Source organism: Faecalibacterium sp. I3-3-33, assembly GCF_023347295.1.
Taxonomy (GTDB): domain Bacteria; phylum Bacillota; class Clostridia; order Oscillospirales; family Ruminococcaceae; genus Faecalibacterium.
Map to the genome: position 1 here is coordinate 2,014,946 of NZ_CP094469.1, position 22,742 is coordinate 2,037,687.

A 22,742-nucleotide genomic window follows, 5' to 3' on the forward strand; every position below is an offset into this window, starting at 1 on the left:
TTAGCATATATCCCCCCCAAAGTCTTTTCTCAACTCTCGAAAAGGCTTCGGGGGGGATTTTTCAATGCCTATTATATGCAACACTTTTCACTATCTGCTTATCCAAGCTCAGGCGAGTGATATTTATTTACTCTCCACACATACCCAACTTTTACCAACTGCATTTCATATTCGACTTTATTCATGTCATCATATGAATACTCATCATGTACCTCATACGTTTCATTGGGATTATAGTATGCAATCATTACAAAATTCACTTGTGCTTCCGTTTTATTTTTCAAATAGTATCGCACTGAGCAGAAATCATCCGGATAATATTCTCCCACATATCCCGTAAAATATGGAATTTGTGCCAAATCATAGTCATCACAAACGGCGAGTTTTCCATTATAATTCGCAAACTTTTTCTCAATTGAATCTTGTGACAAGAAATCATTTGTAAAAATAGATTTCATATATTCTTCAAACTCTTTATAAGAATTTTGATAGACCTCATAATCATGTCCGTTCAGTTTTACATATGTCGGCGCATTTTGCGTCATAGGCACAAAAGTCGGAGCATCTTCAATTTTAAAATTCAGTCCTTTTAAGTTACTTGATTGTCCCCAAAGTGCATAGTCCATTTTCTGCGCTTTTTCAAAAACAGTATATTGATCTTGATCTAAAAATACCGAGGTCGAATCAACTAACGTCTGGGAAAAATCTTGCAAATCATTTTTTTCTTCAGAATTGCATGAACTTGACGATGTATCCTGTGACGAAACTGCTGTGGACATTGATGATGCTGTTGTATCATTCATTCCACATCCCACCAAATTCACCACAATACAACCCAGAATCACTATCATTTTTACACTTTTTGCACAATTCATATGTTCTCCTTTTTTACAAGTTTATCAACATATTGTTTAGTTTCTATTGCTTTCTTGTAAACTTTTTATATTAGCTCACAAAAATCTATTTTTCCGTTTACAAATCTTAACATTTTTTCTCTTTCCTCTTAAAAGGAGGAAAGAAAATTGAATTATACGCTTTTTGACCTTTTTCTAAATGCATATAACGGCAACTCCTTTGCACAGCTACAAATCGTCCAACGTTTTCAGCCATTACTGAAAAAATATGCAGCTCTTCTTAAGTATGAGGATGCCTATTCAGATTTACAATTATATCTTCTCGAATTACTGCATTCCGGAAAATTGACCAAACTTCAAAGAAAAGATGACGGCACATTAGTGAAATATATTGAATCCTCTATCCGGCATCAATACATTTCGCCTAACAGCCGAAAAAACGCCGTAGATAGCTCTGTCATCGCAAGCATTGATGAAATTGATTTCGATCAGATGTCTTTGTCCTCAAACGATGAATATCCTAAACTATTGATTTCCGATTTACATTCTGTTCTTCAACCTTCTGAACTGACCTTATTATCTCAATTTGTTTTTAAAGGAATGAGCATCGCAGATATAGCAGAAAAATCTGGTGTCAGTAGACAAGCTATCAACCGTAAAAAGCTTTCTATATTAAAAAAATTAGAATGTGCATTCTTCCCTAAAACTTCCAAATAAATTCTCATTCATTTTGATTTCATTCTTTAGTGTATAAAAGCTATTTTCTTCGCTTCCTTTAATCGAACCACCACGGCAGTTCCAGCCACAGGTTATCCATAGCTTGTTCCTCCGTCTTTTTGGCGCGGCCTTTCGTCAGGTGAAAGTATATATCGCCGTGCCGATCAGCGGATGTTCCTCGCCATCGGTGAAGCCATAGCGGTACAGCAGATAGGTCTGCTCCCGTTGGGGCAGCCGTTTCAGGCCATCGTACAGTTCCCGGCGCGATTCCTGCTCTTCCATAATACTCTGCGGCTGCATGGCGTAGGGGTCAGCTATGGCTTCGATGCGCCGCAGTTGTTCCTCTCCCGGCAGAACATCGTCCAGCGAAACGCGCTGGTAGCTGATACCGTCCTTGTCCTCCGTTACCATCCGCTGCTCAAAAGCGGCAAAGGCATCCCGTACCATGTCCATCATGGCGTTGCGGATGGCAGGAGCCGCATAGGTCAGGAACTTCATGCCGCGCGCTGCATCGAACTTCGGCACAGCTTTCCATAAGCCCAGATTGCCCGCCTGTTTCAAATCGTCCGTGTCAAGGTTCAAGCCAGCTTGTGCCAGATTCATGCTGCGAAAAAGGTCATTTGCCACCTTGCCAATAAAGGACTTGTTGTTGTCGATCAGGCTGTCCAGCGCAGTTGCATCGCCTTTCTGCGCCAGCACACAAAGCCGTTCATTCGTCTGCTTCATGGGCGTTTTCCTGCTCTGCGGCAGACTGCAAGATTCCCAGCAGACCGCTCCGCAGCTGTTCCAGTGCTTCCGGCGTAGCTCCTTCCATGCCCGAAACGCTGTCCAGCATGGCATCCGCCAACTGCTCTGCCGTGATCGTTGGGTGCTGCACATCCTGCCCTTTGGTCAATTCGGTGAACATTTTCTCTGCCACTTTCTTGCTCAATGCTTCCTGTTCGGCGTAATGGCTCCCGATCCCCTTTTTGATTTCCTTGACCGCTGCCATGAAGTACATCTCAATGTCATCAAGGTCGCCTTGGTACACCGGCTTTCTCCGAAGGCTGATGTCCTTTGCGGCTTTGGCTGCTTCCGGAGTCTTGACCCTTGTACGCAGCAGGGTGCTCAATGTCGTGAGCATGGCATTCTGTGCTGCGATGCCGGATGCAAAAGTATCGTCAAAATACTGCGCTATGCGGTAAGTAAGCTCTGCAAAGCGGGCGTTTTCCAACAGCAGGTTGACCACCTCTGTATTGACACGCCCTGTGTAGAGGCTCTTTGCGGCTTCTACGGACAAGCCCAGCTCGGCAATGTCGTAGTTCTTGCGGTCAGGGATGTTGGTTTCTCCCAGCAGGAAATCCGTGGACACTTTGAACAGCCTTGCAATCTTTAGCACCTGCTCATGGGTCAGGGTTCCTTTCGCACCACTAATAAAACGGCTGATGGTGCTCTTGGAGCAGCCGATCTCCTTGGCAAGCTCCGGTTGGCTGATGTTGTGCTCTTTCATCAAGTCCGCAAGACGGACGTTGGACGGTGCGGGCAGATATTCCTGTGCCATGTGGTCGGCCCTCCTTTTTGAGCTTTTTCCTCATTATAATACGCTCTGCCGTTTTGTTCAATATACGGCTTTTTCTCCGCCTTTGCTGTTGCAGCCCTGCAACCAGTAAGGGCTTTTTTCTTTTTCCGTTGCAGTTTTGCCGCTTTTTTGCTCTTTCTGCAAAATTCTCCGTATATTCAGGCACAAGACAAAAAACACCAGAGTTCCCACTTTGGGGTCTCTGGTGCAACGCACGAAACAAAGGAGGAATGCCCTTGAGCCTGTATCAAAAGATCAAGTCCGCTATCACCGTTCGGCAGGTGGGAGAGATGTACGGCATGGGACCCGACCGCCATGGCATGGTGTGCTGTCCCTTCCATTCCGACAGCGACCCCAGCATGAAGCTGAACGACACCTATTATTATTGCTTCGGCTGTGGAGCCAACGGAGATGCCATCGACCTCACCGCCAAGCTGTTCAACCTGAACCCCCGGCAAGCCGCCGAGAAGCTCGCAAGTGACTTCGGGCTTGACCCGGACAAACCGCCCGCCAATGCCATCGCCCTGCCGCCGCCCAAGCGTGGCCTGACGGACGAGCAGTGGGCAGACATCGCCTACTGCCTGCGGGTGCTGACCGATTATCTTGACCTGCTGCACGACTGGCAAAAGCGCTACAAGCCCGCCACCCCGGAGGAACCGCATGACCCACGGTTTGAAGAAGCCCTCCACATGACCGAGACCATCGAGCACCTGACGGACTGCGTTGCATTTGGGACGCCCCGGCAGAAGGCCGCTGCCGCCGCACAGCTGCTGTCCGGGTCGTACCTGCTGATGCTGGAGGAGCGCACCGACCGCCTTGCTCTGGCAAAGTGCGCCTGACGATTCATTCACCTAAAGTGGTGCTTATCATTATGATAATCACCACTTTACTTTTTTAAAGGAGAACCACCACATGAAGAAAAACATTTCCCGCAACCCTTTATGGCCGGACTGGTACAACGGTAAGAAGATCGATGAAGTCCAGTTTGGCCGCGCCTTTCTGGAACAGTGGCCGCTGAAATGCGTCAACGGTACGCTGTACACGCTGGACGGTCCGGTGGAGGACGAGAGCGAGATCAAGCAGCGCATCTTGGAGAACATCGAGGAATATGTCACCTCCGGCCTGTCCAAAAAGGTCACCAACATTCTGGAGACCATCAAGCTGCTGGCCTTTTCCGACCCGTTCCCCATCGAGCAGGACTGCATCCATCTCCAGAACGGCGTGTACCATCTGCCGGACGGCACCTTTCAGGAGAGCCGCCTGTTCTGCCAGAACCGCCTGCCGGTGAAGTACGACCCCAAAGCCCCCACCCCTGACCGCTGGCTGACCTTCCTGCACGAGCTGCTGGACGATGCCGACATCCCCACCTTGCAGGAGTATCTGGGCTACTGCCTCATTCCCAGCACCAAGGGGCAAAAAATGATGCTCATTGTCGGCAAGGGCGGCGAGGGCAAGTCTCGCATCGGGCTGGTGCTCAAACGGCTCATGGGAGATGCTGCCAGCAATGGCAGCGTCCAGAAGGTGGAGAACAACCGCTTTGCCCGTGCCGATCTGGAACGCCGCCTGCTGATGATCGACGATGATATGGACATGAACGCCCTGCCCAAGACGAATTATATCAAGACCATCGTGACCGCCGAGGCCAAGCTGGACTTGGAGCGCAAGGGTGTCCAGAGCTACCAGCGGGACATCTACGCCCGGTTTCTCTGCTTCGGCAACGGTGCGCTGACTTCGCTGTATGACCATTCGGACGGCTTCTTTCGCCGCCAACTTATCCTGACCACCAAGGACAAGCCTGCCGACCGCACAGACGACCCCTTCCTTGTGGAGAAGATGTGCGCCGAGTTGGAGGGCATCCTGCTCTGGTGTCTGGAAGGGCTGCACCGGCTGGTGCAGAACAACTTCCGCTTCACGGTCAGCGAACGAGCCGCCGCCAACGTGGACACCATCAAGCGCAGCAGCAACAATGTCATTGACTTCATGGAATCCGAGGGCTACTTCCGCTTTAAGGCAGACTACTCCATCAGTTCCAAGGAGTTCTACGACATTTATAAGCAGTGGTGCGAGGACAACGCCTGCCACAGCGTATCGGCAATCCGTTTCAGCGCAGAACTGCGCCAGAATGACCGCCGCTATAACCTTGAAGCCACCAACAACATCTACCTGCCCGGTGGCCGCAGGGTGCGGGGTTTTGTAGGCATCGAACCGCTTGTCCACCCCTGTCTGTAAAAAGTGCATTTTTTACGGAAGAAGTTCGTACAACCTGTACGGTCTGTACTTGTACGCACCCGTACGGAAAATAAAAGCAAATTAAAACGCGTTATCGTTTATATTTCGAATTTCCGTACACCGTACAGACCGTACGGGTTATTTGAAGTCCGTACGCAATTTTTTCAGATGCGTACGGAGCAATCAAGTTCGCATTGTGCGAACTTGTCGGGGCGAGGCCCCTCCATCTTGCTGGCGCAAGACCGTTCGGTCACTTAAAAGCCCCACTGGGGCTTTCATTGCTTCGCAAACGTGAACTTGATTAGCTCTCCCGCAGGAGACGTTCCCCCTCGGAGAGTCCTCGAAGAGCCCACTACACTTTGCAGCCCATAGGGATGAAAGTGTCATAGTGGATTATTACACTTCCGGGGAAGTGCATCTCCGTCCTCGTCACCTTCCTCTGAACCCCGAAAGGAGGGATGCCCTTTGGCAAGAAATGATGGTATTGACCGTACCAGTGTCCGGAATCTCGCCGTTTCGGATAAGGCTGTTGGCAACACCCAGCAGCACAACGAACGCGAAAAGGGCAGCTATCGGAACCCCGACATTATCCCCCAGCGCACCTCATGGAACGTCCACTTCAAAAAGCCAACCGCCAGCTACACCGACCTATTCGCCCAACTGGAAGCCGCCGAAACCATCTCCACGCGCGGCTTGAAGCCGGATGCTACCCACTACTGTGAACTTGTCTTTGATGTCAACTCGGCCTATTTTGACAATCACGGTGGCTACGAGTTCGCCAAGCAGTTCTATGCGGATGCCTACAAAGCTGCTGTGCAAATCGTGGGTGGTGAGCAGTATATCCTCTCAGCTGTCATGCACGCCGATGAGATCAACCGTGCCATGACCGAAGCACTGGGCCGGGAGGTCTACCACTACCACCTCCATGTGGTCTATGTGCCTGTGGTGGAAAAGCAAATCCTGTGGTCGAAACGCTGCAAGGACAAGGCACTGGTCGGCACCGTCAAGGAGACTGTCATGCAGGTCAGCCGGAGCAAGAAGTGGGCATCCAAGCCCCTGCTGGACGATGCCGGAAAGCCCGTGCTGCAAAAGAACGGCAAGCCAGTCCTGAAGAAGTCGTACAGCGTCCTGCAAGACGATTTCTTCAACTATATGCGTACTGCCGGGTACACCGATGTGGAGCGCGGCGAGCGTGGCAGCACCGAAGAACACCTGACTGTCACTCAGTTCAAAGTCCAGCGGGAGCAGGAACGGCTGGACACCCTGACCACCCAAGCCGACCAGCAGGCACAATCGCTTGCCAAAACCAGTCAGGCCCTCTCCCAAAAGGAGAAAGAACTTGCCTCCATTCAGAAAAAGACCACGCTCACGAAAGAAGCCCTCATTCATGCGCGTGATCTGGATTATATCGGCAAGCGCACCTTTCTCGGTAACTACTCGCTGACCGAAGAAGAATTCTCCAAGCTGAAAAAACAGGCCGACCACGGCTATATGATGGATGTGGAGAACCGCCGCTTGAAAGAAGAACTTTCCACCGCCCAAAAGGAAGCCATTCATTGGAGCAACAAGTACCACGACCTGTGGTACGATGTAAAGCCCTATCTGGATGCTCTCCACCGTGCGCCCGAACTGGTGCGCGGCTTTCTGGAAAAGATTCTTGCCCCCAAGCAGGAGCGCACCATGAATGTGTCGCAGCGAAACCGCAAGCGTGGGCAGGATATGGAACTTTGATTTTCGGAGGATACCATTTGAACAAAAAGAAGAAGTCGAACAAATCCGGCTACCCGGATGAAGCAATCAAGGCGCTGGCACGTTGCTTTTATCCCTCCATGGTTGAGTTTTTCAACAGCGAGGAAGGTCAGCGTGAATATGAGGAATGGCTGAAAGAGCAGGAGGCTCTGAACGCCGCACCCATCGCAGCATAAAAACAGCAGGACGCTCCCGGAAAAGGGAACGCCCTGTCTTACATAGATGTATCTCGCCGAGGTGTGTCCAGTTGGGCGCACCTCTTATTTTTTTGCCCTTAATCTTCTAACCCATGGCTCCCGGCCACATTCTTCAAATATTCCTCTGGGTCACCGTTCAGAATCAAATCTGCATAGCCCAGCGGATCATTGTAGATGAGGTAGTCCAGTTCCGTCTGCTGTGCCATAGTCACATTCAGTGCATCCTCGACCCCGGTGCAGTCGATGGAGATTTTACGCCCATCTTGGAGCAGCAGCTCCACACACCCGGTATCCATATTGAACGAACAGGCTCTTGCATCGTATTTCATCATTGTGTCCTCCAAACTCTTGTTGTGTGGTTACGGTCTATGACAAGGTATCGGAGTTTTGTATCTTCCACGGGAGCCTTCGTTATCGTACCCGAAGAAAACGAAAAATCCGAACCCTTCTCCAATCGGAAACAGGTTCGGATTTTTCTTGTTTGGTGGGCGCGGGTGGATTCGAACCACCGAAGCTGAAAGCAGCAGATTTACAGTCTGTCCCCATTGGCCACTCGGGAACACGCCCATATTCGTTTTCCACAGCCGCGTGGACTGCCTGTATATGTTACCACCGAAAGCGCAATTTGTCAACCCATAATTTGGGCTGCGCGCAAAAATATATGTGAAAATCATAAAAGCCCTCCCGTCCGGGTGCGCTTTACAGCGTCCGGGCGGGAGGGCTTTTCAGCCTGACAAAAAATCAGGAGAAGATCACTTCTGGTTCTTCATGTAAATATGGTGCGGCAGACCGGCAATGTACAGCGGGGTCAGCTCAGCCTGGATCAGCGGACGGGCGTAGTCCAGGAAGTCCTCGGTCATCTGGGTGTGGTTGTTGTTCATCCAGCTCAAGGGAACCTTCTTTTCCAGGTTGGCGACCTCGCTGATGGGATGCAGCTCGGTGGTGCACTGGTAGGGGTTGTTGGAGATGCGCTTCAGAGCCACCATCTGGCCGGTAACACCCTCAAAGGCTGCCTTGGCAGCAGCACCGCCCACCTGATAGGCCTCGGTGATGTCGGTGCGGCTGGTCAGGTGACCGGCGCAGCGCTGCAGGGTGGAAAGCTCGATGCAGCGGGTCTTGGTGTCCAGATTGCGTGCCACCACGTTGGCCAGATACCGTGCGGTACCGGTCAGTGCCTTGTGGCCGAAAGCGTCCACTGCGTGCACGTCGTCAGCCAGCTCGCAGACATAGCGGCCATCCTCCAGCTTTACGCCCTCGGACACGGCAATGACGATGCTGGGCTTCTTTTCCTGCATCACACGCACCTTTTCCACAAAGCGCTCCACGTTGAAGGGAACCTCGGGCAGGCAGATCATGTCCACTCCCTCGCAATCGTCGCTCTTGGCCAGTGCGGCGGCGGCGGTCAGCCAGCCGGCGTTGCGGCCCATGATCTCCACCACGGTAACGTACTTGGTGCCATACACGGTGGCGTCACGGATGATCTCCTTCATCACAACGCCGATGTACTTGGCCGCAGAGCCGTAACCGGGGGTGTGGTCGGTAACCATCAGGTCGTTGTCGATGGTCTTGGGCACACCCATAAAGCGGATGTCGCTGCCGATGCGCTGGCCGTAGTCAGCCAGCTTGCCGATGGTGTCCATGGAGTCGTTGCCGCCGATGTAGAAGAAGTAGCCGATGTTCAGCTTTTCCAGAATGGCAAACAGCTTTTTGTACACCGCCTCGTCGTCCCGCCAGTCGGGCAGCTTATAGCGGCAGCTGCCCAGAAAGCTGGACGGGGTACGCTTGAGCAGCTCGATGTCCAGATCATCGGTCAGCAGGGTGGAAAGATCCACCACCCGCTCCTCCAGCAGACCGGCAACACCGTTGCACATACCGTACACAACGTCTGCGCCGCGGTTCTTGCAGCTTTCAAAGACACCCGCCAGACTGGCATTGATGACAGAGGTAGGGCCGCCGGACTGACCGACAATTGCGTTTTTTCCCATGATGATTTCTCCTTTTTTGTTTTTTCTGTTTCGGCTATAAAAACGTGCAGTCGCACGAAAACAGACGCGGAAGGGAAAGGCGGATCACAGACGGATGTGGCGGGGGGTACCGTTCACATAAACAGGGGTCACCTCGTCCAAAATCAGCGGGCGGGCGTACTCCTCAAAGGCTTCGGTCACCTGCATCCCGTCCGGGGTGATCCATTCCAGCGGGACCTTCTTTTCCAGATTTGCCACCTGCTGCACATCCACAGACTCGGTGATGCACTGGTACGGGTAGTTGGAGACCCGCTTGAGGGCGATCATACGGCCGCTCTCGCCGGCAAAGGCAGCAGCTGCGGCGGCACCTCCTACGGCGTAAGCCTCGTTCACATCCGTGCGGCTGGCCAGATGGCTGGCGCAGCGCTGCAGGGTGGAGAACTCGATAGCGCGGCTCTTGCACTGCAGCTTGTCGTGGATGAGCTCCGAAAGGTAACGGCTTGTGCCGCTGAGGATGGCCTTGTGACCAAAGGCGTCCAGCTGCCCGGCGGTGGACACCAGATCGCACAGGTAGGTGCCGTCTGCGGTCTTTACGCCCTCGCTGGCTGCGATGATAACATTGGACTTCACCCGCTGCAGCTCGTCCACCCGGGCAAGGAACTTGTCCTGATCGAAGGGCACTTCCGGCAGCAGGATCAGGTCGGGACCTTCGCAGTCCTCGCCGCCGGCCAGACAGGCTGCACCGGCCAGCCAGCCTGCGTGGCGGCCCATGATCTCGGCCACCGTCACGCTGCGGATGTTGTACACAGAGGAATCACGGATGACTTCCTTCAAGATGGTGGCAATGTACTTTGCGGCAGAGCCGTAGCCGGGGGTGTGGTCGGTGAGGCACAGGTCGTTGTCGATGGTCTTGGGCACACCGATGAACCGCACACTGCTGCCCACCTGCTGCCCATAGCGGGACAACTTTGCGATGGTATCCATCGAGTCGTTGCCGCCGATGTAGAACACGGCACAGATGTCGTACTTGTCAAACAGGGTGAACAGCTTGACGAACGGGGTGGCATCGGTGTCCAGGTCGGGCAGCTTAAAGCGGCAGCTGCCCAGATAGCTGGACGGGGTGCGCTTGAGCAGCTCAATGCTCATGCGGTCATCCAGCAGAACGTTGAGCTCCAGCAGCTCTTCCTTGAGCAGACCCTCGATGCCGTACTTCATGCCGTACACCTTGTCTGCACCCAGACTGCGGGCAGCTTTGTATACGCCTGCAAGGCTGGAGTTGATCACGGCGGTAGGGCCGCCGCTCTGACCAATGATGATATTCTTGGCCATGGAAACCTCCTTCAGATCATATAAAATGTGTCCGCTGCCGGGCAAACGGCTTTCCGCACCGTCCGGTAAAGTGGTCTGTCGGCCCTGCACTGCCAACGGACCGAGACGGCAAAACAGCCGTCTGCCGCAACTGACACAAAAATATTTGCAGCTTGTGTATTTGCTTTTTGTAAAATGTGCAAAATAAGCTGCAATTCTATTGTACCCGTTTTGCCTGTTGTATGCAAGACCCAATTGGTTGCACAGGCAAAAAAAATATGATAAAATGGGTGCGCACTCCAAAAATACCGGGCAGAAGTACCTGCCTGTTGGGATAATTGCAGAAAGCTGGACAGAGAATATGGGCATTTCACACGAGTATCATTCGGCGCCCCGGCGGCGCACACGCGGAGGCATCGGCGGCAAGCTGCGGCTGGCGGGGGTCATTGTGGCTATCCTGCTGGTCGCCTATGCAGTGACCGCCATCTTGGAAAAAGGGACTGTGGAGGAAGAAAGCACCCCGCAGACCGGCACGGGCGGCATTGCACAGAACATTCTGGCACCGCTGCCCATGCAGGGCGAGGCGGCTTCCGGCAGCGGCAGCGAAAGTGCAGCCGACAGCAGCGGCACGGCGCAGGCGGTGCAGCTGGAAAACTTCGGCCCCGCCCGGCAGACCGATGGCGCTTATACTATTAAGGCGTATGACGCCAGTGTCATCCGGCAGCCGGCCTGCGGACAGGTAGACCTCAGCTATTTTTCAGACGCCGCTTTTCTGGGCGACAGCCTGACGGTGGGCTTTTCGGACTATCAGATCAATCTGAGCGGCGCACTCATCTGCGGCTATACGGGCGTAGGGCCGGACGCCATCGTCAACCGTGCCGCCGTCAAGAGTCCCACCCGCGGGCAGGAAGTGGCGCTGGATGTACTGGCAGCGGCGCAGCCCAAAAAGCTGTATATCCTGCTGGGCACCAACACCCTGACCACCTTGGGGGCCTCTGACCGTTTTCTGGCCTACTACGGCCAGATGTTGGACGAGCTGCGCCAGACGCTGGGGGACGACTGCATTATTTATGTGCAGTCCATCCCGCCGGTACGGCCTGCGGCAGCGGAAAAGAAGCCGGGTCTTGCCTCAGACGTTCTGCGCGGCGTGAACGAGCAGCTGGCACAGCTGGCCGCCAGCAAGGGCTGCGTTTATCTGGACCTGTGGGAGGCGCTGGCTGACGGCGAGGGCAACCTGAAAGAGATGATCGCCGCACCGGACGGCGTGCACCTTTCGGCCGGCAATGGCTACGGCGCATGGGTCACCTACCTGCGCAACCACGCAAAATATTCCGCAAGTAACCCGTGGATCATGGGCAGCGCGTACAGCGCAGAATAAAAAGCAAAAAGCAAGTGCACCACCCCGTCAAAAGTCAACGCTTTTGGTGTAGAGGTGGTGCACCTGTTTTTTTGTATTATTTTTTATCTGGCGGGTCATCCAGCCCTTTGAACATCACCATGCCCAGACTTGCAAAGCTGGCACCCAGCACAAAACCGACCGTTCCCAGCGTCACACTGAACAAAACGCCCATGGCAACGCCGAACAGGATGCCTGCGATTTGACTTTTCTTCATTTTACTGCTCTGCCTTTCCGTACCATGCAACGGACAGCCGCCACGAGAGAGCATACAGCGCCAGCGCCGCCGCCAGCACGACCACCAGCACCAGCAGCGAACCGTTGGCGGGCAGGATGCTGTCCAAAGCGCTGTCCCCCGAAGAGACGAAATATCCCATAAAGCCCCCAAGCAGACCGATGCACAGGTAGTACACATACCGGGCTTTCTGGTAGCCAAAGCGGTAGGTCAGCGGCAGCATAATAATATTGCCCAGCAGGGTCAGCATAGCCACCTGAAGCAGGGTCGCCACGGTGATCTGCACCGTTACCGTACCCCAGAGCAACTGTGCTGCTGCCAGCGCCGCCATACTCAGCAGCTCCGCCAGCGCCATACCGCACAAGCCGATGAGGTATTTGCCGCCCACGATCTGCTCTTTTGTCACCGGCAGAGCAGCGCAGTAAGCGCTGAACCGGCTGTTCTGGTCGTAAGCCAGCAATGTCATGGGCGACATTCCCAGCAAAAGCCCGCCGTACAGTATAAAGAAATTAGAGCCTTCCTTCATGAAAAACGTTCCCACCAGCATCATAGCAATCGACACCAGAATGATCCATCTGATATAGCACCACGTCTGATAGGCATCCTTCAATAGCAGACCTTTCATTGCACATCTTCCCCTTTCACCATCAGTACAAACAATTCCTCAATGCTTACCGGGGTAAGCTCTGCCCCGGCAGGCATTGCATCCCGGCGCACAAGCGCCTCGGCTCCGTAGGGGGTGACCCGCTTGCCGTACACCTGTGCATCCAGTGCCGCCAGCTGCGCCGCCGTGCCATGCCACAGGGCGTATTCCTCCCGCAGGGCGTCCTTCTCCTCACAGAGCAGCAGTCTGCCCTTGTGCAGGAAAGCGATGGTATCGCACAGCTTTTCCAAGTCGCTTACGATGTGGGAGGAGATGAGGATAGAGTGGTTTTCGTCCCGGGCAAAGTCCAGCAGCAGGTCGGTCACCTCGTCCCGCACCACCGGGTCCAGCCCGTTGGTGGCTTCGTCCAACAGCAGCAGCTTCGGGTGGTGCGCCAGCGTCACGGCGATGCACAGCTTCATCTTCATGCCGGTGGAGTAGTCCTTGTACTGCTTCTTGTCCGGCAGACCGAACTTTTGGCACAGCTCCGCATAGGCGGCAGCGTCCCAGTTGTGGTAGATACCCGCCATCACCTTGCCCGCCTGCACCGCGTTCAGGCACAGGGGGATGCCCTCGCTGCCCAGCACCACGCCGATCTCCTCTTTGGCGCGGACGGAAACAGTGCGGCTGTCCCTGCCTAGGATGGTCACGGTGCCGCCGTCCCGCTGCACCATGTCCAAGATCAGCCGGATGGTGGTGCTCTTGCCCGCTCCGTTTTCGCCGATCAGGCCGCAGATGGTGCCCCCGGGCAGGGTTAGGTCCAGCGGCCCAAGGGTAAAGTCCTTATAGTGCTTTGTAAGCCCCCGTAGTTCCAGTGCGTTCATGTTCAGTCCTCCCACAGCAGTTCCAGCATCTCCCGCAGTTCTTCCCTGCTCAGCCCGCAGGATGCGGACAGGCGGACGGCCTCGGTAAGATGCTCTTCAATCTTTTTCAGGTTTTCTTCCCGCAGCAGCTCGGTGTTTTTCGGAGCCACAAAAAAGCCCTTTGCCGGTACTGCGTAAAGAAAGCCCTCTTTTTCCAGTTCATCGTAGGCGCGCTTGGTGGTAATGACGCTGATGCGCAGATCCCGTGCCAGCCCCCGGATGGAGGGCATGGCCTCGTCCGGCTGCAAAGCCTCGCTGATGATCTGCTGCTTGATCTGGTTGTAGATCTGGTCATAGATGGGCGCGCCGCTTTTGTTGTTGATAAACAGTTCCATCGGCTGCTCCTTTGACGCTTGTGTTTTATCTGTATATGCACAGTATATACAGAAGATACAGATTTGTCAAGAGGGTGCACAAAAAAATACACCCGCCATCCAAAATGGACAGCGGGTGCTGTTTTTATAGGTTTTACAGCGCCTTGATAGCGGTCTTGATGCGCTGGGCGGCAAGCTTGGTCTTTTCCGCATCGCCGAAGGCGGTCAGGCGGAAGTAGCCCTCGCCGCACTCGCCAAAGCCCACGCCGGGGGTGCCTACCACGCCGCAGTTTTCCAGCAGCCAGTCGAAGAACTCCCAGCTCTTCATGTTGCCGGGGCAGCGCAGCCAGATGTAGGGGCTGTTCTTGCCGCCGCAGTACCACACGCCACACTCGTCCAGTGCATCGGCGATGACCTTTGCGTTGCGGCGGTAGTAGTCCAGATTAGACTGGATCTCAGCCATGCCGCTCTCGGTGAACACGGCGGCAGCGGCGCGCTGCACCACATAAGGCACACCGTTGAACTTGGTGGTCTGACGGCGCAGCCACAGCTTATTGATGTTCATCCCCTCGCGCTCCAGCTCCTTGGGCACGACGGTGTAGCCGCAGCGGGTGCCGGTAAAGCCTGCGATCTTGGAGAAGGAGCAGATCTCCACAGCGCACTCGCGTGCACCTTCGATCTCGAAGATGCTACGGGCCAACTCGCCGTCCGAAATAAAGCACTCGTAGGCGGCATCGTACAGGATGATGGCATCGTTTTTGCGGGCGTAATCCACCCATGCCTTCAGCTGTGCGCGGGTGTAGGCAGCACCGGTGGGGTTATTGGGGCTGCAAATATAGATGATATCCGCCTTCACGCTCTCGTCCGGCATCCCGAGGAAGCCGTTTTCCTGTCCGGTGCGGCTGTAAATGATCTTGCGACCATCGGTGACGTTATCATCCACATAGGTGGGATACACGGGGTCCGGCACCAGCACGGTGTTGTCCACATCGAACAGACCCAGCAGGTTTGCAAGGTCGCTCTTTGCGCCGTCCGAGATAAAGATCTCGTCCTCGGCAAGCTGGGTGCCGCGGCCGGCGTAGTAGCCCTGAATGGCCTGCTTGAGGAAGGGGTAGCCCTGCTCCGGGCCGTAGCCGTGGAAGCCCTCCTTGGTGCCCATCTCCTCGGCAGCGTCGCGCATGGCCTGCACCACGCACTTTGCCAGCGGCTGGGTCACATCGCCGATGCCCAGACGGATGATCTCCTTTTCCGGGTGTGCTTCCTGATACGCAGCCACCTTGTGGGCAATGTCCACGAACAGGTAGCTGGCCTTCAGCTCATTGTAATGCTTGTTCATCTTCATGATACTTTTCCTCGCTTCTATATTGTGGAACCCTCTCAGTCATCTCGCATTCGCTCGATGCCAGCTCCCCCCAGAGGGGGAACTTTTTCAAAGGGTCATTTTACACTTCGGTCGTTCCCTCGCACACGGTCTCGGCCGCGCCGGTCATCAGCAGCTGCTTGCCGGGCAGCACCCGGATGGTCAGCTCGCCGCCGCGCAGCTGCACATGGATGTCCTCCCCGGCAGGGCAGACACCCAGCTCGGTCAGGGCTGCCACAGTGGCACAGGTGCCAGTGCCGCAGGCCCATGTCTCGCCGCTGCCGCGCTCCCACACACGCATCTTCAGGTGAGTGGCATCCACCACCTGCACAAACTCGGTGTTGATGCGCTCCGGGAAGTTTTCGTGGTGCTCAAAGCCCGGGCCGATCTGCTCCAGCTTCAGGCTGTCCACATCCGGCACAATTGTCACGCAATGGGGGTTGCCCACGCTGATGCAGGTCACCCGCCACAGGTTCTCTTCCACCTGCAAAGGCAGATCTACCAGCGGCCCTTCGCCCATGTTCACGGCGGGCAGCGCCGCTGCCATGGCGGTGTAGGCACCCATCTCCACCTGCCACAGCCCTTCGCCCATGCGGGCAACGGTCTTTAAGCCGCTGAGGGTGTCGATGGCAAGCTTCGCCTTTGCCGTGCCGTGGGTGTACAGCCACTCGGCCACGCAGCGGATGCCGTTGCCGCACATCTTGCCCTCGCTGCCGTCCGCATTGAAGATGCGCATCATGGCATCTGCCCCGGCTGTGACCGGTGCGCAGATGCAGATGATGCCATCCGCACCAATGGAAAAGTGCCGCCGGGACAGCCGCTCTGAAAGCGCTGCGATCTCTTCCGGCACGCCGGAGGTGCGGCAGTCCAGATAGATATAATCGTTGGCGCAGCCCTGCATTTTGGTGAATGAAAGCTTCATGCTTATCGCTCCTTATAAAAGAGACTGGTCAGTCTCCGTAAACTCATTACTTTATAATGATAAAAAAACCGGCACGAGATGTCAAGGGAAAAAGCAGCTTTCAGACAATTTTCTTCAGTTGCTGCAAAACAGGGCTTGACAATACGCACTGCATGGGATATAAAAAAAGAGAGCGCTTTGTACAGCAGGCAAGGCTGTGCCGGATACCGGAGGCTTTTCCGGGGCACGGCGGGCTGTACGCGTATGCAATACAACTGCAAAAAGGAGACCACAGGAATGGATACTTTTGAAAAAATCCGTGCATTGCTGGCTGAGCAGCTGGACGTTGACCCGGCAAAGATCACGCTGGAAAGCGATATCATGAGCGATTTCGAGGCGGACAGTCTGGATATCGTGGACATGGTGATGACGCTGGAGGACGAGTTTGGCATCGAGGTGCCGGACGACGCTATCGAGTCCCTGCGCACCGTAGGCGATGTGGTAAACTTTGTGGACAGCCACGCGCAGAACTGATTCTTTTAGGCAAAAGCCCCGCCTTTGCAGTGCGGCACACGGCCGTGCAGGCAGGCGGGGCTTTATTATGGTTCGTGCGGAACGCACAGCGTTTGGCGCACGGCCTTGGGAGGATATAACAAAATGGCAAAAGACAACAAGAAGCTCGTGCAGGCGATCACCAGTCAGGAAGAAAACTTTGCACAGTGGTACACCGATATCTGTGTAAAGGCAGAGCTGGTGGAGTATTCCAGTGTGAAGGGCTTTATCATCCTGCGCCCCTATGGTCAGGCCATCTGGGAGCTGATCCAGAAGGATCTGGATGCCCGGTTCAAGGCCACCGGCCATGAGAACGTGGCTATGCCGGTGCTGATCCCGGAAAGCCTGCTGCAGAAGGAAGGCGAGCTCGTCAATGGCTTCGCGCCGGAGGTGGCGTGGGTCACGATGGGCGGCTCCGACAAGCTGGAAGAGCGTCTGGCAGTGCGTCCCACCAGCGAGACCATGTTCTGCGACCACTGGTCCCGCGTGCTGCACAGCTACCGCGAGCTTCCCATGAAGTACAACCAGTGGTGTAGCGTGGTGCGCTGGGAAAAGACCACCCGTCCCTTCCTGCGTAGCCGCGAGTTCTGGTGGCAGGAGGGTCACACCATCCACGAGACCGCTGCCGAGGCCGAGGCTGAGACCCAGCAGCAGCTGAACTGCTACGCAGATACCTGCGAGCAGGATCTGGCGATTCCCGTGGTGAAGGGTCGCAAGACCGACAAGGAAAAGTTTGCCGGTGCCGAGGCTACCTACACCATCGAAGCCATGATGAAGGACGGCAAGGCACTGCAGAGCGGCACCAGCCACTACTTTGGCGATAAGTTCAGCAAGGCTTACGACGTTACCTTTACCGGCCGCGACAACCAGCTGCATCATCCGTTCCAGACCAGCTGGGGCGTTTCCACCCGTCTGGTGGGTGCTATCATCATGACCCACGGCGATGACGACGGCCTGATTCTGCCCCCGGCCATTGCCCCCATTCAGGTGGTGGTGGTGCCCATTGCCGCCCACAAGCCCGGCGTCTCCGAAAAGGCTGCCGAGCTGGCCGAGAAGATCAGTAAGTACGCCCGCGTGAAGCTGGACGACAGCGACAACGCCCCCGGCTGGAAGTTTGCCCAGTGGGAGATGAAGGGCGTGCCCCTGCGTCTTGAGATCGGCCCCAAGGATCTGGAAAAGAACCAGTGCGTTCTGGTGCGCCGCGACACCCGCGAGAAGGTCTTTGTAAGTCTGGACGAGCTGGAGACCGCCATCCCCGCCCAGCTGGAGGCTCTGCGCAAGGACCTGTACCAGCGTGCGCTGGAAAACCGCGAAAAGCGCACTTGGGCTGCCACCACCATGGACGAGGTGAAGGAGCTGGCCAAGGCCAACACCGGCTACATCAAGACCATGTGGTGCGGCGATCTGGCCTGCGAGATGAAGATGAAGGAAGAGGCCGGACTTTCCAGCCGCTGCATGCCCTTCGAGCAGGAGCAGCTCAGCGATGTGTGCCCCTGCTGCGGTAAGCCCGCCAAGGCTATGGTCTACTGGGGCGTTGCTTACTAAGCAGCTGCTTTTCTGATCCGATACAAAACCCCCGGAGCTGTTTTATGCTCCGGGGGTTTTACTTGTCATTTGTCGAATTATATGCTATTATAGAATTGCTGCTTCGGCAGCAAGGCACTGCACATAACGGCAGGCGGTTCGGCCCCACTTCCGAAAGGAGGTGAAGCTTATGCCAATTACTTTGACGTTCCATATCTTCGGATTGGTATTTACCATCAAGGTAAAAAGCGAGAACCGCCACCCTGGCCGGTGACGGTTCTTAGTTTCTAAGACGGTTCATCAAAAGGGCTGACCGCTTGTCGCAGTGCCTTTTCTATTTACAGTATACCCACTTTTGAGGTTTCTGTCAAGAGCACGCCGTTTCTGCGTGCTTTTTTCTTACCGTTCAAAGGTAGTGCTAAGGGTGGTCTGCCAGCTTTCGCCGGGGGCAAGGCAGGCGGCTGCGGCGCGCTGCTCCCAGTCCTGCGGGTCGGTAACGGCTGCGGGCAGACTGTGCCACGGCTCGATGCACACAAACCGCACCGGCTTTGCGGGAGCCGACCAGATGAGCGAATAGGGGTAGCCCTCCACCTTGCAGGTGATATTGCGGCCGGTGTCCTTCTCGCAGATGCCAATGGTACCAGTGCGCAGACCTGCCATGCAGAAGCTGTCGTTGGCAAACAGGTCATCGGTCAGCGGGATAGCCTGCTGGTTCTTCCACTGGTAATAGCTCTTGCCGCTCAACAGGCCGTTGGGGCGGGCATCGAGGATGACCGGGCTTTCCGGCCGGTCAAAACGGAACTCGTAGTCGGTGGTGGTGTGCTTTTCATCGAACGGCACATTGAACGCCGGGTGGAAGCCGATGCCGAAGCGCAGCTCCTCCGTGCCGGGGTTCGTCACCTGCAAGGTGTGGTGCACGGTCTTTCCCTCCAGACGGAAGGTACTGGTAAGCACAAAATCATAGGGGAAACGCTCTGCCTTGATGGCATCGTCCGCCCGCAGTTCCAGCTGGATGGTATCCCCTTCTGCCCGCAGCAGAGTGTGCTCCAGATCCCGGGCAAAGCCGTGCTGACCGCCCTTCCATGTTTTGCCCTTGGCGGTAAAGGTGCCGTCCACCAGCTTGCCCGTCCACGGGAACAGAATGGGCGCGTGGCGCTTCCAGATGGCGGGGTCGGCCTGCCAGAGCAGTTCTTCGCCTGCGGCGTTTTTCAGGCTGACAGCCTCTGCACCGTGGGTATCCACGGTCAGGGTCAGGAATTCGTTGTGAATGGTTGCCTGCATTTTCAGTATCTCCTTTGTCCTTCTTATTTTCCGGGGCCTGCTGTTTCCAGTATACTCCCCTGTGCACCAAAAAGAAAGCCCCAGTCCGCCCGGTTTCAGCAGGGCTGCGCCAGCGGCAGGGTGACGGCAAAGGTAGTGCCGTTTTCGCTGCTGCTCTCCACGGTCGCACTGCCGCCATGCAGTACGGCGATCTCCCGCACAAGGGCAAGGCCAAGCCCCACGCCGCCCATCTCCCGGCTGCGGGACTTATCCACCCGGAAAAAGGGCTGGAAGATGCTCTCCCGGCAGTCTGCGGGGATGCCCGGGCCGGTATCTGCAATGCGCAGCACAGCAGCCTGTTTTTCCTGCCGCAGGGTGACGCACACCGCGCCGCCGGGGCGGTTATATTTGATGCCGTTTTCCACCAGATTGAACACCAGCCGGTAGATCAGCGCATCGCTGCCCACCATGCCAAGCTCCTCGCAGTCCTGCTGCAAGGTGATGCCATTTTTCTGGGCAAGAGGGGTCAAATCGGTCAAGATCTCCTCCACCAGCGGTGCAAGGGCGATCTGGTCGGTGCGGGAGACCGATTGCAGATTGCTCATCTCTAATAAAGTGCGCACTAGGGCGGTCAGGCGGTCCAGCTGCTCCCGCACAGAGCCGACCAGTCCGGCGGTCTCGGCATCCATAGCCGGGTGCTCCTCTGCAAACAGTTCCAGCTTTGTCTGCAAAATAGCCAGCGGGGTGCGCAGCTCGTGGGCGGCGTTGCCCGCGAACTGCCGCTGCAATTCAAAGGACTGTGCCAGACCATCCAGCATCCGGTTCACCGACCGGCTCAGCTGCCCAAATTCCTGCACTGTATCTTCGTCCAACCGGGCGGTGGCAATGCTGTCCTGATTGACCCGCTGCGCCTGCTGCGCAAGCTGTTGCAACGGTTTCAGCGCTCTGCCGCTGACAAAATAAGCGATAGCCGCGCTGAGGATGGTGACCACGGCGGTGATGCACCAGCCCTTGCGGCCAAAGACCACCTTTGCATCGTAAACCTCCTGTGAAAAATGCGCCAGCAGGCTGGACATTTCCTCCTGCGGGATCTCGATGGTCAAGGAATCCGCGCTGCCGGGCTGATACTGCATCATAAAGCCGTTAAGGGCGTCCATGCCGGTAACGCCGGTGCGGTACAAAAGCAGGTTCATGCACACACAGGCGCAGGCGATGAGCAGCGCCGTCAGCAGGGTGATGCGCCATTGCAGGGACAAACGCTTCATTGTACCTCTCCTCCGATCTCGTAGCCTTCCCCGATGCGGTTGCGGATGGGGTCGTACCCCAGCACCGCCCGCAGCTTTTTGCGCAGGGCAGAGATATGTACCCGGATGGAGTTGCTGAAGCTATCCACGCTGCCGTCCCAGACGTGCTCAATCAGCTCCTCCTGACTGACCGGGCGTCCCTGATGCAGCAGCAGATATTCCAGTACGCCGCTCTCCTTCCGCGTCAGCGCAAGGGTCTGACCGTCCACCGCAGCAACCCGGCTGCGGGTGTTGAAGCTGAGCCGCCCGCAGCACAGGCAGACATCCTGCTGGATGAACTTGCGCCGGGTCAGGCTGCGCACCCGGGCCTCCAGCTCTGCAAGGTGGAAGGGCTTGGAAAGATAATCGTTCGCCCCGGCATCCAGCCCTTCCACCTTATCTGCGATCTCACTGCGCGCCGACAAGATCAGCACACAGGTCTCAAGGTCGTGCTGCCGTAAGCTGCGCAGCACCTGCATCCCGTCCACCTTGGGCAGGTTGAGATCCAGCAGCACAAGGTCGTACCGCTCTGCCGCCAGTGCTTCCAGCGCGGATTCGCCGTCTGCGCAGGCGTCCACCTCGTACCCGGACAGCCGCAGCTTCCGGGCAATGTCCTCCCGCAGGGAGTGCTCGTCCTCTACCACCAAAAGGCGCATTTTATTTTCCACCTTTCCCATAAAAAATCCGTTTATTGCGTTTTTCTTCATTATAACAGATTATAGCAGACGGTGTTAAGATTCGTGTTAAGATTTTCTTAGCAGAAATTTTATCTCCCATGGTGTATACTGGTGTCATCAAACAACAGGAGGCTATGATGTTCATGACAAAAAAACAGGCGCAGCTGCTTCTGCTGGCTGCCGGGGTGCTGATGCTGCTGTTCGGCGTATGGCGGGGCGAGGCAGACACCGTATTTTCAAAGGCCATCCGGCTGTGTATGGAGTGTGTAGGCATTGGATAAGAAAAAACTAAATCCCCTTGCCCGGTTCCGGGGCTTTATACAAGCCGGGGCGACCCTTTTGACCAACATTCATCTGCCCAACTTTGCCAAAGGGACGCTGTATCAGGGCAGCGGAAAATACGTCTGCGTCCCGGGGCTGAACTGCTATTCCTGCCCGGGCGCTGCCGGTGCCTGCCCGGTGGGAGCATTCCAAGCGGTAGTGGGTTCTTCCAAGTTTCGCTTTTCCTACTACATCACCGGCATCCTGATTCTCTTCGGAGTGCTGCTGGGGCGGTTCATCTGCGGCTTTCTCTGCCCGTTCGGTTGGTTTCAGGAGCTTTTGCATAAGATCCCCTCTCCCAAGCTTTCCACCAAGAAACTGAAGCCGCTGCGCTATTTAAAGTATGCCGTGCTGCTGGTCATGGTGGTGCTGCTGCCATTGCTGGCGGTCAACGAGCTGGGCATGGGCGACCCGTTCTTCTGCAAGTATCTCTGCCCGCAGGGTGTGCTGGAAGGTGCCATTCCCCTCTCCCTGACCAATGCGGGCATCCGCGCCGCGCTGGGCAGGCTGTTTACGTGGAAGGCCTGCATTCTGCTGGCAGTCATTGTGGGCAGTGTAGTGTTCTACCGCCCCTTCTGCAAGTGGCTGTGCCCGCTGGGCGCGTTCTATGCGCTGCTGAACAAGGTCTCGCTGTTCCAGATGCGCGTAGACACCCACAAATGCGTCTCCTGCGGCGCCTGTGCAAGGGCCTGCAAGATGGACGTAGACATTACCAAGACCCCCAACCACGCCGAATGTATCCGCTGCGGGATGTGTATGAAAGCCTGTCCCACAGATGCCATCCAGTACAAATTCGGGCTGGGAGACAAATCAAACACTGAAACAACAAAGGAGTAA

Annotated in this window: 25 protein-coding genes and 1 tRNA gene; 10 read left to right on the plus strand and 16 right to left on the minus strand. The window is 55.7% G+C overall.

Going from position 1 to position 22,742, the window contains the following annotated elements; translation table 11 throughout:
• Positions 1 to 98: 98 nt before the first annotated feature.
• Positions 99 to 875, minus strand: coding sequence for a hypothetical protein (locus MTP39_RS09460; protein ID WP_117535046.1), 777 nt, complete (start codon positions 873 to 875; stop codon positions 99 to 101).
• Positions 876 to 1,022: 147 nt separating this feature from the next.
• Between MTP39_RS09460 and MTP39_RS09465 the strand changes: the two genes are divergently transcribed.
• Complete coding sequence (locus MTP39_RS09465) at positions 1,023 to 1,571, plus strand: hypothetical protein (RefSeq protein WP_249240338.1); 549 nt, start codon at positions 1,023 to 1,025, stop codon at positions 1,569 to 1,571.
• Between the two features lie 135 nt (positions 1,572 to 1,706).
• Here the strand turns inward: MTP39_RS09465 and MTP39_RS09470 are convergent, their stop codons facing one another.
• Positions 1,707 to 2,297, minus strand: coding sequence for a sigma-70 family RNA polymerase sigma factor (locus MTP39_RS09470; RefSeq protein ID WP_249240339.1), 591 nt, complete (start codon positions 2,295 to 2,297; stop codon positions 1,707 to 1,709).
• Entirely contained in the window at positions 2,281 to 3,111 is an 831-nt protein-coding gene (locus tag MTP39_RS09475) for a helix-turn-helix domain-containing protein (protein ID WP_249240340.1), read from the minus strand. The genes MTP39_RS09470 and MTP39_RS09475 overlap by 17 nt, the downstream gene beginning before the upstream one ends.
• Positions 3,112 to 3,359: 248 nt before the next feature.
• Between MTP39_RS09475 and MTP39_RS09480 the strand changes: the two genes are divergently transcribed.
• The 4 genes from MTP39_RS09480 (at position 3,360) to MTP39_RS09495 (ending at position 7,283) form a co-directional block, all read left to right on the plus strand.
• A complete protein-coding gene (locus MTP39_RS09480; protein WP_249240341.1) occupies positions 3,360 to 3,968 on the plus strand; it encodes a CHC2 zinc finger domain-containing protein in 609 nt (202 codons plus the stop codon).
• Positions 3,969 to 4,041: 73 nt separating this feature from the next.
• Positions 4,042 to 5,358: a DNA primase family protein gene (locus MTP39_RS09485; RefSeq protein ID WP_249240342.1), complete on the plus strand. Its 1,317-nt coding sequence runs from the start codon at positions 4,042 to 4,044 to the stop codon at positions 5,356 to 5,358.
• 465 nt (positions 5,359 to 5,823) lie between these two features.
• Positions 5,824 to 7,089 (plus strand): plasmid recombination protein, encoded by a 1,266-nt coding sequence (locus tag MTP39_RS09490; protein ID WP_249240343.1) that lies wholly within the window; start codon positions 5,824 to 5,826, stop codon positions 7,087 to 7,089.
• A 17-nt stretch (positions 7,090 to 7,106) separates the two neighbouring features.
• Positions 7,107 to 7,283 carry a hypothetical protein gene (locus tag MTP39_RS09495; protein WP_249240344.1) on the plus strand — a complete coding sequence of 59 codons (177 nt, stop codon included), beginning with the start codon at positions 7,107 to 7,109 and terminating at the stop codon, positions 7,281 to 7,283.
• A 98-nt stretch (positions 7,284 to 7,381) separates the two neighbouring features.
• Here MTP39_RS09495 and MTP39_RS09500 read toward each other — a convergent pair whose 3' ends face one another.
• The 4 genes from MTP39_RS09500 to MTP39_RS09515 form a co-directional block, all read right to left on the minus strand.
• A complete protein-coding gene (locus MTP39_RS09500) occupies positions 7,382 to 7,633 on the minus strand; it encodes a DUF6061 family protein (protein WP_249242053.1) in 252 nt (83 codons plus the stop codon).
• A gap of 153 nt (positions 7,634 to 7,786) precedes the next feature.
• Positions 7,787 to 7,871, minus strand: a tRNA-Tyr gene (locus MTP39_RS09505).
• Between the two features lie 185 nt (positions 7,872 to 8,056).
• Positions 8,057 to 9,289: a 6-phosphofructokinase gene (locus tag MTP39_RS09510; RefSeq protein ID WP_055185834.1), complete on the minus strand. Its 1,233-nt coding sequence runs from the start codon at positions 9,287 to 9,289 to the stop codon at positions 8,057 to 8,059.
• 84 nt (positions 9,290 to 9,373) lie between these two features.
• On the minus strand, positions 9,374 to 10,597 hold the full coding sequence (locus MTP39_RS09515; protein ID WP_249240345.1) for a 6-phosphofructokinase: 1,224 nt from the start codon (positions 10,595 to 10,597) through the stop codon (positions 9,374 to 9,376).
• Positions 10,598 to 10,937: 340 nt separating this feature from the next.
• Here MTP39_RS09515 and MTP39_RS09520 point away from each other — a divergent pair, with 340 nt between their 5' ends.
• Positions 10,938 to 11,954 (plus strand): GDSL-type esterase/lipase family protein, encoded by a 1,017-nt coding sequence (locus tag MTP39_RS09520; protein ID WP_249240346.1) that lies wholly within the window; start codon positions 10,938 to 10,940, stop codon positions 11,952 to 11,954.
• 76 nt (positions 11,955 to 12,030) lie between these two features.
• Here MTP39_RS09520 and MTP39_RS09525 read toward each other — a convergent pair whose 3' ends face one another.
• The 6 genes from MTP39_RS09525 to dapF all read right to left on the minus strand — a co-directional run bounded on the left by MTP39_RS09525 (position 12,031) and on the right by dapF (position 16,309).
• Positions 12,031 to 12,189 carry a hypothetical protein gene (locus MTP39_RS09525; RefSeq protein ID WP_249240347.1) on the minus strand — a complete coding sequence of 53 codons (159 nt, stop codon included), beginning with the start codon at positions 12,187 to 12,189 and terminating at the stop codon, positions 12,031 to 12,033.
• Position 12,190: 1 nt separating this feature from the next.
• Complete coding sequence (locus MTP39_RS09530) at positions 12,191 to 12,832, minus strand: ABC-2 transporter permease (RefSeq protein ID WP_249240348.1); 642 nt, start codon at positions 12,830 to 12,832, stop codon at positions 12,191 to 12,193.
• Entirely contained in the window at positions 12,829 to 13,674 is an 846-nt protein-coding gene (locus MTP39_RS09535; protein ID WP_249240349.1) for an ABC transporter ATP-binding protein, read from the minus strand. Before MTP39_RS09535 ends, MTP39_RS09530 begins: the two co-directional genes overlap by 4 nt.
• A gap of 2 nt (positions 13,675 to 13,676) precedes the next feature.
• Complete coding sequence (locus MTP39_RS09540; RefSeq protein WP_330221085.1) at positions 13,677 to 14,096, minus strand: GntR family transcriptional regulator; 420 nt, start codon at positions 14,094 to 14,096, stop codon at positions 13,677 to 13,679.
• 85 nt (positions 14,097 to 14,181) lie between these two features.
• Positions 14,182 to 15,369: an LL-diaminopimelate aminotransferase gene (locus MTP39_RS09545; RefSeq protein WP_249240351.1), complete on the minus strand. Its 1,188-nt coding sequence runs from the start codon at positions 15,367 to 15,369 to the stop codon at positions 14,182 to 14,184.
• 100 nt (positions 15,370 to 15,469) lie between these two features.
• A complete protein-coding gene (gene dapF, locus MTP39_RS09550; RefSeq protein ID WP_249240352.1) occupies positions 15,470 to 16,309 on the minus strand; it encodes a diaminopimelate epimerase in 840 nt (279 codons plus the stop codon).
• 276 nt (positions 16,310 to 16,585) lie between these two features.
• On the opposite strand from dapF, the gene acpP reads away from it, so the two are divergent.
• Together acpP and proS are read left to right on the plus strand one after the other, a co-directional pair.
• The gene (gene acpP, locus MTP39_RS09555) at positions 16,586 to 16,822 is read left to right on the plus strand and encodes an acyl carrier protein (RefSeq protein ID WP_015537798.1); all 237 of its coding nucleotides are present in this window, start codon (positions 16,586 to 16,588) and stop codon (positions 16,820 to 16,822) included.
• A gap of 123 nt (positions 16,823 to 16,945) precedes the next feature.
• A complete protein-coding gene (gene proS / locus MTP39_RS09560; RefSeq protein ID WP_005922033.1) occupies positions 16,946 to 18,385 on the plus strand; it encodes a proline--tRNA ligase in 1,440 nt (479 codons plus the stop codon).
• A 378-nt stretch (positions 18,386 to 18,763) separates the two neighbouring features.
• On the opposite strand, the gene MTP39_RS09565 is transcribed toward proS, so the two are convergent.
• From MTP39_RS09565 to MTP39_RS09575, 3 genes are all read right to left on the minus strand, one after another.
• Positions 18,764 to 19,645 (minus strand): aldose 1-epimerase family protein, encoded by an 882-nt coding sequence (locus tag MTP39_RS09565; protein ID WP_249240353.1) that lies wholly within the window; start codon positions 19,643 to 19,645, stop codon positions 18,764 to 18,766.
• Positions 19,646 to 19,740: 95 nt separating this feature from the next.
• Positions 19,741 to 20,889, minus strand: coding sequence for a sensor histidine kinase (locus tag MTP39_RS09570; protein WP_249240354.1), 1,149 nt, complete (start codon positions 20,887 to 20,889; stop codon positions 19,741 to 19,743).
• Positions 20,886 to 21,563, minus strand: coding sequence for a response regulator transcription factor (locus MTP39_RS09575; RefSeq protein ID WP_249240355.1), 678 nt, complete (start codon positions 21,561 to 21,563; stop codon positions 20,886 to 20,888). Before MTP39_RS09575 ends, MTP39_RS09570 begins: the two co-directional genes overlap by 4 nt.
• A 158-nt stretch (positions 21,564 to 21,721) precedes the next feature.
• Between MTP39_RS09575 and MTP39_RS09580 the strand changes: the two genes are divergently transcribed.
• Positions 21,722 to 21,865, plus strand: coding sequence for a CD1871A family CXXC motif-containing protein (locus MTP39_RS09580; protein ID WP_333490614.1), 144 nt, complete (start codon positions 21,722 to 21,724; stop codon positions 21,863 to 21,865).
• The gene (locus MTP39_RS09585; protein ID WP_249240356.1) at positions 21,858 to 22,742 is read left to right on the plus strand and encodes a 4Fe-4S binding protein; all 885 of its coding nucleotides are present in this window, start codon (positions 21,858 to 21,860) and stop codon (positions 22,740 to 22,742) included. The genes MTP39_RS09580 and MTP39_RS09585 overlap by 8 nt, the downstream gene beginning before the upstream one ends.

Bases quoted from the DNA above. Each gene is read 5' to 3' on its own strand.
- MTP39_RS09510 (WP_055185834.1), bottom strand. From the start codon at position 9,289: ATGGGAAAAAACGCAATTGTCGGTCAGTCCGGCGGCCCTACCTCTGTC.
- MTP39_RS09500 (WP_249242053.1), bottom strand. From the start codon at position 7,633: ATGAAATACGATGCAAGAGCCTGTTCGTTCAATATGGATACCGGGTGT.
- dapF (WP_249240352.1), bottom strand. From the start codon at position 16,309: ATGAAGCTTTCATTCACCAAAATGCAGGGCTGCGCCAACGATTATATC.
- acpP (WP_015537798.1), top strand. From the start codon at position 16,586: ATGGATACTTTTGAAAAAATCCGTGCATTGCTGGCTGAGCAGCTGGAC.
- MTP39_RS09460 (WP_117535046.1), bottom strand. From the start codon at position 875: ATGAATTGTGCAAAAAGTGTAAAAATGATAGTGATTCTGGGTTGTATT.
- MTP39_RS09575 (WP_249240355.1), bottom strand. From the start codon at position 21,563: ATGCGCCTTTTGGTGGTAGAGGACGAGCACTCCCTGCGGGAGGACATT.
- MTP39_RS09565 (WP_249240353.1), bottom strand. From the start codon at position 19,645: ATGCAGGCAACCATTCACAACGAATTCCTGACCCTGACCGTGGATACC.
- MTP39_RS09480 (WP_249240341.1), top strand. From the start codon at position 3,360: ATGCCCTTGAGCCTGTATCAAAAGATCAAGTCCGCTATCACCGTTCGG.
- MTP39_RS09580 (WP_333490614.1), top strand. From the start codon at position 21,722: ATGTTCATGACAAAAAAACAGGCGCAGCTGCTTCTGCTGGCTGCCGGG.
- proS (WP_005922033.1), top strand. From the start codon at position 16,946: ATGGCAAAAGACAACAAGAAGCTCGTGCAGGCGATCACCAGTCAGGAA.
- MTP39_RS09485 (WP_249240342.1), top strand. From the start codon at position 4,042: ATGAAGAAAAACATTTCCCGCAACCCTTTATGGCCGGACTGGTACAAC.
- MTP39_RS09515 (WP_249240345.1), bottom strand. From the start codon at position 10,597: ATGGCCAAGAATATCATCATTGGTCAGAGCGGCGGCCCTACCGCCGTG.
- MTP39_RS09530 (WP_249240348.1), bottom strand. From the start codon at position 12,832: ATGAAAGGTCTGCTATTGAAGGATGCCTATCAGACGTGGTGCTATATC.
- MTP39_RS09570 (WP_249240354.1), bottom strand. From the start codon at position 20,889: ATGAAGCGTTTGTCCCTGCAATGGCGCATCACCCTGCTGACGGCGCTG.
- MTP39_RS09525 (WP_249240347.1), bottom strand. From the start codon at position 12,189: ATGAAGAAAAGTCAAATCGCAGGCATCCTGTTCGGCGTTGCCATGGGC.
- MTP39_RS09535 (WP_249240349.1), bottom strand. From the start codon at position 13,674: ATGAACGCACTGGAACTACGGGGGCTTACAAAGCACTATAAGGACTTT.
- MTP39_RS09520 (WP_249240346.1), top strand. From the start codon at position 10,938: ATGGGCATTTCACACGAGTATCATTCGGCGCCCCGGCGGCGCACACGC.
- MTP39_RS09545 (WP_249240351.1), bottom strand. From the start codon at position 15,369: ATGAAGATGAACAAGCATTACAATGAGCTGAAGGCCAGCTACCTGTTC.
- MTP39_RS09475 (WP_249240340.1), bottom strand. From the start codon at position 3,111: ATGGCACAGGAATATCTGCCCGCACCGTCCAACGTCCGTCTTGCGGAC.
- MTP39_RS09470 (WP_249240339.1), bottom strand. From the start codon at position 2,297: ATGAAGCAGACGAATGAACGGCTTTGTGTGCTGGCGCAGAAAGGCGAT.